This is a genomic window from Curtobacterium sp. VKM Ac-1395, assembly GCF_015350975.1.
Classification (GTDB): Bacteria; Actinomycetota; Actinomycetes; order Actinomycetales; family Microbacteriaceae; genus Curtobacterium.
In genome coordinates, this window is sequence record NZ_JADKRX010000001.1 from 475,206 (window position 1) to 488,039 (window position 12,834).

General features: G+C 75.8%; 12 protein-coding genes. 3 read left to right on the plus strand and 9 right to left on the minus strand.

Features of this window, described 5'->3' with window-relative positions; all coding sequences use genetic code 11:
• Positions 1 to 42: 42 nt before the first annotated feature.
• The 4 genes from ITJ68_RS02460 to ITJ68_RS02475 are packed head-to-tail and all read right to left on the minus strand — an operon-like array spanning position 43 to position 3,279.
• Positions 43 to 783, minus strand: a complete 741-nt coding sequence (locus ITJ68_RS02460) for a DUF4232 domain-containing protein (RefSeq protein WP_194659747.1) — start codon at positions 781 to 783, stop codon at positions 43 to 45.
• 47 nt (positions 784 to 830) lie between these two features.
• Positions 831 to 2,090 (minus strand): sensor histidine kinase, encoded by a 1,260-nt coding sequence (locus tag ITJ68_RS02465; protein ID WP_194659748.1) that lies wholly within the window; start codon positions 2,088 to 2,090, stop codon positions 831 to 833.
• Complete coding sequence (locus ITJ68_RS02470) at positions 2,087 to 2,767, minus strand: response regulator transcription factor (protein ID WP_267419583.1); 681 nt, start codon at positions 2,765 to 2,767, stop codon at positions 2,087 to 2,089. Before ITJ68_RS02470 ends, ITJ68_RS02465 begins: the two co-directional genes overlap by 4 nt.
• Positions 2,764 to 3,279: a hypothetical protein gene (locus tag ITJ68_RS02475; RefSeq protein ID WP_194659749.1), complete on the minus strand. Its 516-nt coding sequence runs from the start codon at positions 3,277 to 3,279 to the stop codon at positions 2,764 to 2,766. Before ITJ68_RS02475 ends, ITJ68_RS02470 begins: the two co-directional genes overlap by 4 nt.
• A gap of 226 nt (positions 3,280 to 3,505) precedes the next feature.
• Between ITJ68_RS02475 and ITJ68_RS02480 the strand changes: the two genes are divergently transcribed.
• Positions 3,506 to 4,177, plus strand: coding sequence for a hypothetical protein (locus ITJ68_RS02480; protein WP_194659750.1), 672 nt, complete (start codon positions 3,506 to 3,508; stop codon positions 4,175 to 4,177).
• Positions 4,174 to 4,341, plus strand: coding sequence for a hypothetical protein (locus ITJ68_RS02485; RefSeq protein WP_194659751.1), 168 nt, complete (start codon positions 4,174 to 4,176; stop codon positions 4,339 to 4,341). The genes ITJ68_RS02480 and ITJ68_RS02485 overlap by 4 nt, the downstream gene beginning before the upstream one ends.
• A 12-nt stretch (positions 4,342 to 4,353) precedes the next feature.
• Here the strand turns inward: ITJ68_RS02485 and ITJ68_RS02490 are convergent, their stop codons facing one another.
• Genes ITJ68_RS02490 through ITJ68_RS02505 form a run of 4 tightly spaced genes read right to left on the minus strand, consistent with a single transcriptional unit; the run spans position 4,354 to position 11,568 of the window.
• A complete protein-coding gene (locus ITJ68_RS02490) occupies positions 4,354 to 5,016 on the minus strand; it encodes an ABC transporter ATP-binding protein (protein ID WP_323743191.1) in 663 nt (220 codons plus the stop codon).
• Positions 5,013 to 5,879 (minus strand): ABC transporter ATP-binding protein, encoded by an 867-nt coding sequence (locus ITJ68_RS02495; protein WP_194659752.1) that lies wholly within the window; start codon positions 5,877 to 5,879, stop codon positions 5,013 to 5,015. The genes ITJ68_RS02490 and ITJ68_RS02495 overlap by 4 nt, the downstream gene beginning before the upstream one ends.
• Entirely contained in the window at positions 5,876 to 8,527 is a 2,652-nt protein-coding gene (locus ITJ68_RS02500; protein WP_194659753.1) for a hypothetical protein, read from the minus strand. The genes ITJ68_RS02495 and ITJ68_RS02500 overlap by 4 nt, the downstream gene beginning before the upstream one ends.
• Positions 8,524 to 11,568, minus strand: coding sequence for an FtsX-like permease family protein (locus tag ITJ68_RS02505; RefSeq protein WP_194659754.1), 3,045 nt, complete (start codon positions 11,566 to 11,568; stop codon positions 8,524 to 8,526). Before ITJ68_RS02505 ends, ITJ68_RS02500 begins: the two co-directional genes overlap by 4 nt.
• 290 nt (positions 11,569 to 11,858) lie before the next feature.
• On the opposite strand from ITJ68_RS02505, the gene ITJ68_RS02510 reads away from it, so the two are divergent.
• A complete protein-coding gene (locus ITJ68_RS02510; protein WP_194659755.1) occupies positions 11,859 to 12,365 on the plus strand; it encodes a nuclear transport factor 2 family protein in 507 nt (168 codons plus the stop codon).
• Between the two features lie 16 nt (positions 12,366 to 12,381).
• Here the strand turns inward: ITJ68_RS02510 and ITJ68_RS02515 are convergent, their stop codons facing one another.
• A complete protein-coding gene (locus ITJ68_RS02515) occupies positions 12,382 to 12,756 on the minus strand; it encodes a hypothetical protein (RefSeq protein ID WP_194659756.1) in 375 nt (124 codons plus the stop codon).
• Positions 12,757 to 12,834: the final 78 nt, after the last annotated feature.

Consider the following 12,834-nt stretch of genomic DNA (forward strand, 5'->3'; position numbering starts at 1 on the left):
TGGCGGTCGCGGGGCGAGCCTCCCGTCCGGTGGGTGGTGGCGTCAGAACGACGCGAGCGCGCTCGTGCTGAGCTGGTGGACCGCCGGCGCAGCGCAGGACTCGAACAGCGCCCCGGTGGCGGGCACGAAGAGCGACTGGCGCGACCCCGGCGGGATCACGCGGAAGCCGTCGGTCACGCGCGGGTGGCACGTGGCGGAGTCCCAGTCGCCGGCGTCCCTGACGGTCACGACCGCCTGGACCTCACCGGACGGGCGGAGGGTGAGGGTCTGGTGCGGCGTCGAGCGGTCGAGTGTCGCCGCGTTGCCGATCTGGGTTCCGTTGCCGCCCCCGACGAAGGAGACGCCGGGCCAGCCCTGCAGGGTGCAGGACCGCGCGCCGGTGTTGCGCAGGATGATCGCGACCCTTGTGGCGCCCGCGCTGCTGCCACCGCCGTCCGCGACCGACCCGGTGAGCTGGGAGGTGGCGCACCGTGTGCTCGCCGTGTCGCCGGAGGTGGTGCTGGCGGGTGCGGGAGCGGCGGCCGTCCCGGAGCCGCGGGAGGGCGCCGGGGCCGCGGCTCCGGCAGCGGTGGACGGCGTCGCGGCGGCGGGCGTGGACCTGCTCGGAGCGGTGGTGGGGCCGGTGGTGGGACTGGCGGACGTCGAGGTGCCGGTCGAGGCCCCGGTCGACGGGTGGGCGGCGGTCGCGGCTCCGGTGCCGCCGCCGGAGCAGGCGGTCAGCAGGAGCGCCATCGCGGTGACGCCGATGATCGGCAGGATGGTCCGTACGCGTGCTGTGGTCATGGGACCAGCGTGCGTCCGGGACGTGGCTCGGCTGCGGCAGGCGTGTGTCAGTCCGGTGACAGGGCGCGGTCGAAGGCCAGGCTCGCGCTCGCGCCCCGGTCGGTGTTGCGGAGCACGAGCCGCGCTCCCGTGGCGTCGGCGTGGTGCAGGGCGATCGCGAGGCCGATCCCGGTGCCGCCGGCGGTGCCGAGCGCGCCGAACCGCCGAGGTCCCTCCGCGAGGAGCGCCTCGGGGAACCCCGGCCCGCGGTCGGTGACGCGGACCTCGGTGCCGTCGACGACCACCTCGACGTCGCCGTCGCCGTGGCGCTCCGCGTTGCCGACCAGGTTCGTCAGGGCACGTGCCAGTCGGTCGGGGTCGAGCCCGACGGTGGCGTCCGCGAGCACTCGGACCGGGACGTGGCTCGACGGGGAGTCGGCGAGCACCCGTTCGACGGACCGCGCGAGGGACCGTGGCCGGACGTCGGAGGCCGGGGCGTCGTGCTGCGCGCGGGCGAGCCGGAGGAGGTCGTCGACCAGGTCGCGCAGCCGCCGCACGAGTCGTCGGATGCGGTCGGCGTCCTCGTCGTCCCCGAGCAGCGCGGCTGCGCTGCTGAGCGCCGTGAGGGGGGTCTTCAGGTCGTGGGCGACGTCGGCGCTGACGGCGCGCTCCTGTTCGAGCCGGACGGCGAGCGCGGCTGCGGTGTCCGCGATGCCGCGGGACAGCACGCCCACCTCGTCGTCCTCGGCGGTCGGGCGGTCCGCCTGCCGACCCGCGATGGCGTCGTTGACGGTGCTGGCGGTGACGCGGAGACGACGGGTGAGCCGTCCGGCGACGAACCAGGACACCAGCGCGGCGATCAGCGCGGCACCGGCGCCGCTCACCGCGAAGGTGCGGACCAGGTCGGCCCACTGCTGTCGGACCGGTGCGCCGGAGACGCGCGTCGCGAGCAGGTCGGCGCCCTCGCCCCGGGCGGCCCACATCGAGGTGCCGTCGTCGTACGTCACGACGGCACGTGCGTCCAACGCCCCGCGGAGCTCCGCGGGCAGTGCGGCGGGGTCGCGGGTGGCGCGCGACGGCAGGGTGCCGCCGAACGCGTCGGTCGCGGCGATCTCGCGGAGCTGGGCGGTGGCCTGCGTGCGGAGCTGGTCGCGGGCACCCGTGATGGACGTGTGCGCGAAGACCGCCCCGGCGGCGAGGACGAGGGTGAGGGCGAGCAGGGCCATGGCGGCGGCGGTCCTGACCCGGAGCGAGCGGTGCCAGGGCACGTGCGTGGTGATGACCGGGCGCGGGGCCGTCGTCCCCGGCGTCGAGCTCCAGGTCGTCACGGGCCGGCCGCCGCGACCCGGTAGCCGAAGCCGCGGACCGTCTCGACGACGTCGACCCCGAGCTTCCGGCGGAGGCGCTGCACGTTCGTGTCCACGATCCGCGGGTCCTGCCACGTGGAGCCCCACACGATCGCGACCACCTGCTCGCGTGACAGCACGGCACCGCGGTTCGCGAGGAGGGCCTGCAGGACGCGGAACTCCGTCGCGCTGAGCGTGATCGGGGTCGCACCGCGCAGCACCCGCTTGGCGTCGTGCTCGACGACCAGGGCGCCGAGCCGTTCCGTCCGTGCCGGTCGTGCGCCGGTGCGACGGAGGACGGCGGTGAGCCGGGCCGCGAGGACGTCGGGGTCGAACGGCTTCGTGACGTAGTCGTCCGCGCCGGCGTGCAGACCGCCGGCGATGTCGGTGGGCAGGTCCCTGGCCGTGAGGAACACCACGGGGACGGCCAGCTCGGCGAGTTCCCGGGCGAGCGCGATGCCGTCCATCCGCGGCATGGCGACGTCGACCAGGGCGATGTCGGGCAGGGCGGCCCGGGCGAGGTCCAGTGCGACGACGCCGTCACGGGCCTCCTGCACGCGGAACCCCCGTCGGAGGAGCAGCAGGCGCGTGGTCTCGCGGACGTCGTCGTCGTCCTCGGCGAGGAGCACCATCGCGCCGCCGTCGCCCGGGTCGGTCACGAGAGCACCTGGTCGGTGACGAACCCCTGGTCGCTCCAGCGGAACGACATCGTCGGACGGCTGGCCCACGCGGGGCGGCCGTTCGCGAAGGTGATCCGGAGGCGCTCGTACCGGGTGGTGCCGGCGACGTCGACCCGGTCGTGGAAGGCGACCGCGACCGCGTACCGGTGCAGCTCCCCGCTCGCGCAGTCGCAGGGGTTGTCGACGAAGCTGCCGACGCCGCGGGACGTCTGCCCGCCCCACGAGGACCAGGTGAGGTCCTGCAGCACCTGGTCGGTCGACGCGCACCAGATCGGGATCGTGAGCGGCGAGGAGACGGCCTCGCGCCCACACCCGGCGAAGTACGCACTGGTGGCGGTCGTGGTCGTCGACACGGGCGTGCCGTCCTGGAGCGGGGCGCCGAGCGCGCTCATGCTCAGCGACGCTGCCACACAGGTCACGATCGCGGTGGCGACGGCAGCGGCGGTCGCGGTGATCCCGGTGCGGCGGGGGAGTCGGGCGGTTCTCAGCATGGGGTCCTCCTGGTCCGGATGTCCATGAGTCTCCGGCGTCGGCGTGGCTCGACCGCGGCAGGCGTGTGACAGTCCGGTGACAGCGTGAGCCGCGCGGGGCCGCGGGCGTCCGTGCCGTCGGTGCCATCCTGCCGGTACGACCGTCACGTCGTCGACACCGTGGCTCCGTAGGTTCGCCGACATCGGGAGCGGACACCCAGTCGTGCCCCACCAGGAGGAGGACCCCATGGAACGGACGAGGACCACGGCGGGGGCCGTCGTCGCGGCGGTGCTGGTCGTGTCCGGCCTGCTCGCGGGCTGCGCGCAGTCGCCGGTCGAGACCGAGCCGGCGACGGGAGCCGGTGGCGCGGGGCCGTCTCGCACGGCCTCGTCGAGCGCGGAGCCGTCGTCGAGCACGGGGTCGTCATCGAGCACGGCGCCGTCCTCGACCTCGGCCACGGGCTCGGCGTCGCCCGCGGTCTTCCCGCCGGGACAACCGCCACGACCCGGCGAGCAGAGCCCGCTGCCGTGGACGGACACCGTCCCCGGGCTCACCGAGGCCGTCCGCGCCGCCGACCACCCGGGGCTGCAGATCTGCGGCGACGACGTCAGGTCCGTGGTCATCAGCGCGAGTGACCTGCGCGGCATCGGGACGACACAGTGGCTCGTCGACAGCACCTGCGACGGTGCGACGGCGACCTCACCCGACGAGGTGTCGATCTACGAGACGAGGGGGGCCGAGATCGTCAGGACGGACGTCGTCTACGAGTTCACCGCCAACCGGCCCCGGCTCACCGCGTCGCCGTACCTGTTCGGCCCGCACACGGTCGTGCTGACGTTCGACGGGGGCGCGTCCTACCGCCTCGTCGCGATCCAGCCGCACGCCGTCGTGCCCGGTCTCGTTGCGCGGTTCTCGTGAACGGGGACGGGTGGACCGGCCAGGTCGGACCGTACGGCGCTCGTCGGGCCGGCGAGGTCGACGCGGACGAGGTGCCGCAGGACGACGTCGTCGTCGCGGTGATCTGCAGCGCGATGGCGTTGACGATGTCCGGGCTCGTCGTGCTGCTGTTCCTCTGGCGCTGACGGCAGCTGCCCTCAGCGCTCGATGTCGACGACCCGCGTCGCCCGGTCGAGGAACGCGTCGTCCGACGTGGTGACCACCGCGGCGAGCCCGGTGTCGTGCACGAGGCCGGCGACCAGGTCGACGATCCCCGCGGCGGTCGCGCTGTCCAGCTGTGCCGTCGGTTCGTCGGCGAGCAGGAGTCCCGGTCGACCGACGACCGCTCGGGCGATGCCGACCCGCTGCTGCTGACCGCCGGAGAGCTCCTCGGGGCGCTGGTGCTCGTGTCCGGTCAGGCCGACGAGCGCGAGCGCCTCGGCCACCATCGCGTCCCGCTCGGCCGGCTCGGTGCGCCGGATGCGGAGCGGCACCTCGACGTTCTCGGCCGCGGTCAGCACGGGCAGGAGCGAGAAGTCCTGGAAGACGATCGCCAGGCGGTCGCGGCGGAGTGCGCGGAGCTCGTCCTCGCTCCGGTCGGCCAGGGTCGTCCCGTCGACGGCGACCGTGCCGCGGTCCGGACGCTCGAGGCCGGCGAGCAGCCGCAGCAGCGAGGTCTTGCCGGACCCCGAGGCGCCGCGGACGACCACGAGTTCGCCGCGGTCCGCCCGCAGGTCCACGTCGTGCACGACCCGGAGCGGGCCGGCCGCGGTGGTCACGTCCCATCCGAGCCCGGAGGCCTCGAGCACGGGGCCGCTCACCGGTCCACCTCGTCGTCGCCGCGGCGCAGGACGACGTGGTCGTCCTGCAGGCTGAGCCGGACGCGGTCGCGCAGCCCGAGCGCCAGCTGGAAGGACTCGGGCAGCTGCAGGCGCCCCGCCTCGTCGATCACGGCGAACTCCTCTCCCGGGCTGTTCCCGAGGTCGTCGCGGATGGTCTCGGTCGAGGTGCGTCCGTCCCGGATCCGGACCGTCCGTCGCACCTGTTCGGCGACGGTCTGGTCGTGGGTGACGATGAGGACGGTGACGCCCTCGTGCTCGTTCACCGCCCGCATCGTCGCGAGCACGGCCCGGGCGGCGGCACGGTCGAGCGCACCCGTCGGCTCGTCGGCGAGCAGGACCCGCGGGCGGTTGGCCAGGGCCACGGCGATCGCGGCGAGCTGCTGCACACCACCGGGCAACGCCCCGGGCAGCTCGTGACCGTGGTCGCCGATGCCCACGAGGTCGAGCACCTCGCGGACCCGTTCGTCACGCTGACGGCCGCGCACGCCCGCGACCGTGAGGACCGCTGCGACGTTCTCGCTGACCGTGAGGTACGGCACGAGGTTGCGCGCGGTCTGCTGCCAGACGAAGCCGACGCTGTGACGGTGGAAGCGGGTGCGACCGCGACGGTCGAGTGACCCGAGGTCGACGTCCGCCACGACGGCCTGCCCGGCCGAGGGGGCGTCGAGCCCGGAGAGGATCCCGAGCAGCGTCGACTTGCCGCTGCCCGAGGCACCGACGAGCGCGACCATCTCGCCCGCTCGGACCGTCAGGGTCAGGCCCTGGAGCGCCTGCACCTCGACGTCGCGGGACCGGTAGATCCGCACGAGGTCGCGGCAGACGATGTCGGGGGTGGTGCTCATCGGTTCCTCCTGGTCGGGCGGTGGTGCGCGGGGGCGCCGGCGCGGACGGTCAGGACGAGGACGCCCGTGAGCGCCACGAGCAGTCCACCGGCCACCCCGGCGAGCAGCCCGGGGTCGACCGAGACCACCGGTCGGACGACGGCTCCGGTGAACGAGCGCAGGTCAGCCGAGGGCAGCGTGGTCGCGACGACCCCGACGGCCACGGCGGTCCCCGTGACCAGTGCGGCCACGAGGAGCGGGAGCGTCTCGGCCACGACGACGGCCCGCGCGTCACCCGGGGTCGTGCCGAACACCCCGAGCAGGCGGGTCCGAGCCCGACGCGACGACCCCGCCGTCACCCCCGCGACGACCAGCGTGCCGAGGCCGAGCGCACCACCGAGCACTGCTGCCGAGACCGCGACCGCACGTGTGCCCGGGACGCGCGGGTCGGCGTCGATGGACCGAGCCACCCCGACGGCCGTGTCGACGTCCCCGGACGGCACCAGGCGTCGCACGGCCGCGGCGACGCGGTCGGGTGATGCGCCGTCGGCCGTCCGGACGAGCACCCGGTCGACGCTGCCGGTCTCGGTGAGGGCCTCTGCGGTGCGGGTGTCGACGAGCACCCAGCGCTTCGCGAGGGTGAACGGGACCGCGTCCGGGGCGGTCGCCACCACGCGCGTGTCCGTCCCGAGGACGCTGGAGTCCCGCCCGGTGGCCTCGGCGAGCGACCGCGACGCGACGAGGGGCACACGCTCGCCCCGGGTCGTCCGGAGTGCCGCCGGTGCGGGGAGCGCTCCTGGGACGTCCCGCTGCACGGCGGCGAGTCGGTCCGCGTCGGCGACGAGGACCACGGCCTGGACGGCGCCGTCCGGGGTGTCGAAGGACACCTCGTCCGTGGTGGAGACACCGACCGCGGCAGCGACGCCGGGGACGCGGGCGACGCGGGCGACCTGGTCGGGGTCGAGGGCCACCGACGACACGGCGACGTCCGCCGCGACGCTCCGGCGGGCCGCCTGGGCGACCCCGTCCTCGAGCGTGCTGCCGACGACGGTCGCGAACAGGGCCACGGCGATGCCGATCACGGCGACGACGAGCGGGACGGCCTGCGCGACGGCGGAGCGCGCGGCGGTCACGACCCCGACGAGCATCGCGACGCCACGGCGACGTCGGGCGACGGCGACGAGCCGTCCGAGCACGACGGGCAGCAGGCGCAGGACGACCACGACGCCGGACCCGGCGAGCAGCAGCGGCAGCACCGCGGCCAGGGGGTCCACCGAGCCGCCGGGCGCGCTCGTCGTGACGCCGCTCCTGGTCGTGACGACGACCGCCGCCACGGTCGCGACGAGCACGGCGGCCTCGACGACCGGTCGGACGGCGCGACGACGTGCTCCGACCTGCACCGTGCGCGCGAGGACCGCCGCCGCGGCGCACGGCACGACGGCGGCGAGCAGCGCAGCGACCATGGCCTGCAGCGGGGCGGGCACCGACCCACCCAGCGGCGTCAGCTGCACGAGGACCGCGAGGACCCCGCCCGCAGCGGCACCCGGGACCGCGGCGACGGCGACGAGCCCGGCGGCGACCGAGCGGACCACACGGTCGGAGGCGCCGCGCGCTCCCAGCAGCCGCAGGCCGGCCTCGGCACGGTCGAGCACGAGTCGGGCGAGCAGTGCACCGAGTGCGACGAGCGCACCGGCCGGCCCGGAGCCGAGTGCCGCCGCGAGCGTGCCGACCGTGGCGTCGCGGGCCACGGAGGCGTCGAGCAGCCCCGGCAGGCCCGTCGAGAAGGCCACCGACCCGGCCGCCGTGCTCGGCAGGGGCTGTCGGGTGGCGAGGAACCGACCGACGGCGTCCACCAGGCCCGGGCGTCCGGACGCGGTGACGGTGTCCGTGCGGACCGGGAACCACGCGTGGCCCTGGGTGGTGCGGCCGTCGTCGGCGACGTGGCCGAAGGACCCCGCCGCGGCGAACGCCGTGGCCGACACCGTCGTGCCGCCGTCACCGGTCCCCGCGGTCGCCGGCCGGAGCGTCGTGGGCACGTGTCCCCACGTCGGGTCGTGCCGGTCGAGCGGCCGGTAGACACCCACGAGCTCGAGCGACAGTTCGCCGGCGACGGTCCGGACCTGGCCCACCCGCCACCCGACGGCCGCGGCGACGGCGGGGGAGACGGCGACCTCGACCGTGGCGGAGTCCCGCGCCGGTCGTGGCGCCCGGCCCTCGGTGAAGCGCACCACGTCGGCGAACGCGGGGTCGGTCGCGACGGACACCGACGCCGGGACCTTCGACGGCAGTGCGTCGAGCCCCAGGTACCCGGTGGCCGCGTACCAGCCCGCTCGTCCGGTGGCGGTGCGCAGTGCTCCGGGCATCGACCGGTGCACCGCGTCGAGGTCGTCGCCGAGCCCGTCGAACACGGTCTGCGCCGTCGCGGGTGGTTCGGCGTCCCCGGCGACGACGGCGAAGGTCGCCTGCAGGTCCCGGTCGGTCGCGGTCGCCCGGTCGAGGTCGGCTCGGGTGCCGGCCGTCGCCAGCGCGCCGAGGACCGACAGCACGGACCCGGCCAGCAGTGCGGCGAGCAGGGTCACGACCGCGATGGCCACGAGGGGTGCGCGGTGCTCCGCGACGATTCTCCCGAGGGGGGCGCCAGGACGTCGACGGGTGTGCCGGCCGCTCATCGGTGTCCTCCCTCGGCCACGGCTCTGCGGGTCCGGCGGCCGGCGACGGCTGCCAGCAGGCCGGCCCCCGCCAGGACGACGACGGGCACGAGGAAGGTGCCGGCGGAGACCACGACGGGATCGGCCGTGACCAGGCCGGTCGCACCGGGGACGGCGGCGATCGCGAACGGTGCGGCGACCGTCGCGACCGTCACGCCCCCGCCGACGAGCCCGCCGAGCGTGGCAGCGACGACCGGGGCGACGAGCTCCGCGACGCGGGCCCGTCCGGCTGCAGCGGGGGAGACGCCGAGCGCTCGGGAGGTCGCGGAGCGCTGCGGGTCGGCACTGCTGACGACACCCCCGACGAACGCCAGGAGCGCCAGCAGGGTGCCGAACGCCGCCACCCCCGCGAGGGCCCCCACCGCCGGGGCGAGCACGGGCGTCGACGACACGGCGGCCCGGGTGCTCACGGACCCGGACACCGTCAGGTGCCGAGCGGCCTGCGCGGCGAGCGTCGTCGGGTCGGGGCCGGCGATCCAGGTCTCGTCGGCCCGCGGGACCGCGCCCGCCGTGCCGTCCACCGCCGGGCCGCCGAGGACGGACGCGTCGACGAGTGCCGGCAGGTCGGCGGCGACGGCGGTCGTGGAGGCGCTGCCCGGTACCCGCTCGACCACACCGGTGACCCGGGTGTGCAGGGTGCGCGCCGTCGACGCCGCGTCGAGGTCGAGCGGCGACCCGGGCCGCAGTCCGAGTTCCGCCGCGAGCGCGGTGGTGACCACGACGGGCAGCGTCCGCCCCGACGCCGCCGCTCCGAGGGGGATCCGGGTGGGACCACCGAGGTCTTCGAGCACGCGGTCCCCAGCCGCTGCCGGCACGTCGGCCACGGCGACGCCGACCGTCACCCGGAGCCGCGCGGGTGCGATCCCTGCGTCGACGTCGGCGGGACGGCTGCTGAAGGTCAGGGTGGGGTCGACGGCGAGCAGTCGCCACGTCGTCCCCCGTGCCCCGGCGGCGGTGGGGAGCACCGCGTGCAGGCGGCCGGTCTCCCCGAGCGCCACGTCGGCGCCGTCGTCGGCGGTGAGCGGCAGCTCGGCGGCCACCCCGTCCTGGTCCACCACCCAGAGCGCGGACCGGACCGCGCCGCGTGCGTCGGACCTGGGCGTGCCGTCGAGCGTGGCCTGCCCGACGCGCACGGTGACCTCGACACGGCGGGTGCCGGCGGGCAGCGCGGTGCCCGCTCGGCCCGGCACGTCGACGTCCCGGAACGCTGCGGCACCCGCGCGTCCGAGCACGCCCGTCGCCGCGGCCGCCGGCATGGCCACGAGGGGGACGCGGCGGTCACCCGCGGTCACCTCGTCGGTGAGCACGGGCGTCGAGACGGTGTCCCGCCCGGAGACCCCTGCCGTCGGCGCGACGACCGTGGCCCCGTCCTCCACGGCGTCGTCACCGTCGGCGGTCACCCGCACCGCGGGTCCGACGACGGCGGAGGCGGTCGCGCCGTCCACGGCCGAGGTCGTCGCCGCGAGTCCGGCCGCGAGCCCGCCCACCGCGACCGCCATCGCGACGAGCACGACTACCGGGGCCGTCGACGCCCAGGTCCTGGCGAGCCGGCGCACGACGAGACCGGGCAGGAAACCGCGCCACCGCGGGACGGCGCGGGCGACGAGCGCAGCGACCACGCCCACGAGGACGACCGTGACCAGCGCACTCGCGAACACCGTCACGACCGGTGACACGGCGGCGATCGGGTCGGTCTCCACCTGTCCGCGGACGCGGGAGACCGGCACGCCGACGGTGAAGAGCCGCCAGGTCGCGAACGCCGCTGCCGCCACCACGGCGACGGTCAGCACGACCGCGACCCAGGTGCCGGTGGCTCCGACGGACGACGTCCGCCGCGCGGCGACGACACCGGCGGTGGCCACCGCGACGACGACCGCGATGACGGGTGTCAGGACGCCGACCCACACGGTCGGTGTGGCTCCGTGCCCGAGGAGACCGGCGAGGACGACCGCCACGACGGCGCCGACCACGGCTCCGGCACCTGCCACCACCAGGGTCTCCAGGCAGGTCCAGCGGACGAGCTGGGCGCGGGTCGCGCCGCGTGCGGTGAAGAGCGCGTCCTCGCGGGACCGCGCGTCGCGCAGGAGCACGAACAGCACGCTGACGGCGACGACGCCGAGGACCGCGGCGACCGCGACGCCGATCCGGACGAGGGCGCGGGCGGTCGCGATGCCGACATCGATCCGCGCCAGCGTCGCGGGGAGGGTGCCGGACACGTCCGCGCCCGCCAGCGCACCGGTGTCGCCGGAGGTCGCCGCGGTGACCGCGCTCAGTCCTCGACGCAGCCCGTCCGGCGCGACGAGTCGCCCCCGGTCGGTGGTCGGCGTGGTGGTCCAGGTCGCCGTGGCCGTGCCCGGGACGTCCGCGATCGACCGCGCGGGCACGACGAAGGGGCCGGCCACGCCGTCGTCCGTGCCCGACCCGATGTCCGAGGCACCCGACCAGACCGCAGCGCCGGCGTCGTGCGCCCGCCACGTCGCCGCGACGCGGAGCACCAGGGCCGAGCGGGGGCCGACGGCGACCGTGTCGCCGACCCGGAGACCGAGTCGCTGCGCTGCGTCCGCCTGGACGGCGGTGGGCACCGGACCGCTCGTGGTGGGCTCGGCCGGCCACGTGCCCGAGACGACGTGGGCGACGGACGGGAGGCTCGGGACGGCGGCGATCCGGGCCTCCTGTCCGGCGCTCCCCGCGTCGACGGCCGTGGTCACCGACGCGGACCAGGTCACGTCCGCGCTGTCGGCGGGCAGCCGGTCCGCGATGGCTGCGCGCACCCGGCGGGCCTGAGTGGTGGGCGCGTCGCCGAGCTGTTCGGTGACGACGGTGGCCGCGGCGCGCGCCGGCTGGGCGGCGAGGACGGTGGCGGCGCCCGACTCGGCTCCCGCGTCACCGAGCCCGATCGCCAGGAGCGGCAGCGCGACGGCCGCTGCGACGACGGACGCGACCGGCACCAGGAGCGCGAGCCGCGCACGAGCACGCGCGACGAGCAGCCGTGGTCGCGTCACGAGCCCCCCGATCCCCGTCAGCGTGCGTGGTCCCTCACAGATCATGCAGCATCCGGGCCGGTGTCCGTCGCTGGCTGGGCAGGGCGTGACCGATGACCCGTGGTTCCACGGATGACGGCGCGGTCGGTCCCGGCGACGCTCCGGTGGTGCCGACAGCCTCCTGGCCACCTGACCGCGTTGACGAGTCGTCGATCGCGTGTCGACGGGACGTCGACACGCAGCTGGTGTGCTCGTCCACATCCGCCCCAGCAGGGGCGCCACCACCACCACACGACCGGAGGAACACCACCGTGAGCAGCACCATGAGCAGCACCGAGACCACCACGCCCCTGCCGTTCGAGACCGAGTGGGAGCTCGGGCGTCTGCCGCTCCTCTGGGCCCGGGCGCTGGACACCGCCGACGCCGCCGTGCTCGACGGGCTCCTCACCGAGGACGTCGTCGTCGACATGACGCCGGCCACGACGAAGATCGGCCTGGAGTTCCCCGTCCTGCGCCGCCGCGAGACGGTCATCCCGACGATGATCGGCGCCGTCGGCCCGCTCGACACGATGCACGCGGTCAGCAACGTCACCGCCCGCGGTCTCGGCGACGGGTACCTCGTCGAGGCCTACGCCCTCGCGCAGCACCACCTGCCCGGCGAAGGTCCGGACACGACGTCGACCCGCCACGCCCTGATGGGCAACACCTGGACCTTCCACGTCCGCGTCACGCCCGAGGGGCCGCGCGTGGCTCGGTTCACGATGGACTGCCGCTGGATGGAGGGCGACCCGACGGTGCTGCTCGCGGCGATCAGCTGAGGGCGCGAGGGTGCGGTCAGTCCGCGCGTCCGACCAGGCGCCGGAGGAACTTCCCGACCGCGGTGCGCCGTGGCCGCCACCCGTGGGAGCGGAGCACCTCGTTCACCGGCTTCGAGATCCACAGGGAGTTGAACGCGTACGAGCCGGTCGAGCTCGACGACGTCCTGGTCGTCGACGTCGTCAGCCGCGTGTACTCGGCCGTCTCGGGCAGCAGCCGCACGGTGTACCGGTAGGTGAACCGCTCGCGGCCGGTTGCTCCTCCCCAGCCGGCGACGACGACACCGTCCTCGTCGACGACTGAGAAGGGGTGCTTCGTCGCGTGGTCCAGGGCCAGCAGCGCGGCGCGCACCTCGGCCTCGGAGGACGGTCGGTCGGCAGGCAGCGTCGTCATGGGGGCACGCTACCAAGGGCCGGTGCCGGGTCTCCGGACGGCCGGAAAGCGCGTTCCCCTCATTCTGGGGCTGGCTCG

What these genes read in the sequence shown, in the direction of transcription:
- ITJ68_RS02460 (WP_194659747.1), bottom strand. Translation starts at nt 783, where the DNA reads ATGACCACAGCACGCGTACGGACCATCCTGCCGATCATCGGCGTCACC.
- ITJ68_RS02475 (WP_194659749.1), bottom strand. Translation starts at nt 3,279, where the DNA reads ATGCTGAGAACCGCCCGACTCCCCCGCCGCACCGGGATCACCGCGACC.
- ITJ68_RS02480 (WP_194659750.1), top strand. Translation starts at nt 3,506, where the DNA reads ATGGAACGGACGAGGACCACGGCGGGGGCCGTCGTCGCGGCGGTGCTG.
- ITJ68_RS02495 (WP_194659752.1), bottom strand. Translation starts at nt 5,879, where the DNA reads ATGAGCACCACCCCCGACATCGTCTGCCGCGACCTCGTGCGGATCTAC.
- ITJ68_RS02500 (WP_194659753.1), bottom strand. Translation starts at nt 8,527, where the DNA reads ATGAGCGGCCGGCACACCCGTCGACGTCCTGGCGCCCCCCTCGGGAGA.
- ITJ68_RS02515 (WP_194659756.1), bottom strand. Translation starts at nt 12,756, where the DNA reads ATGACGACGCTGCCTGCCGACCGACCGTCCTCCGAGGCCGAGGTGCGC.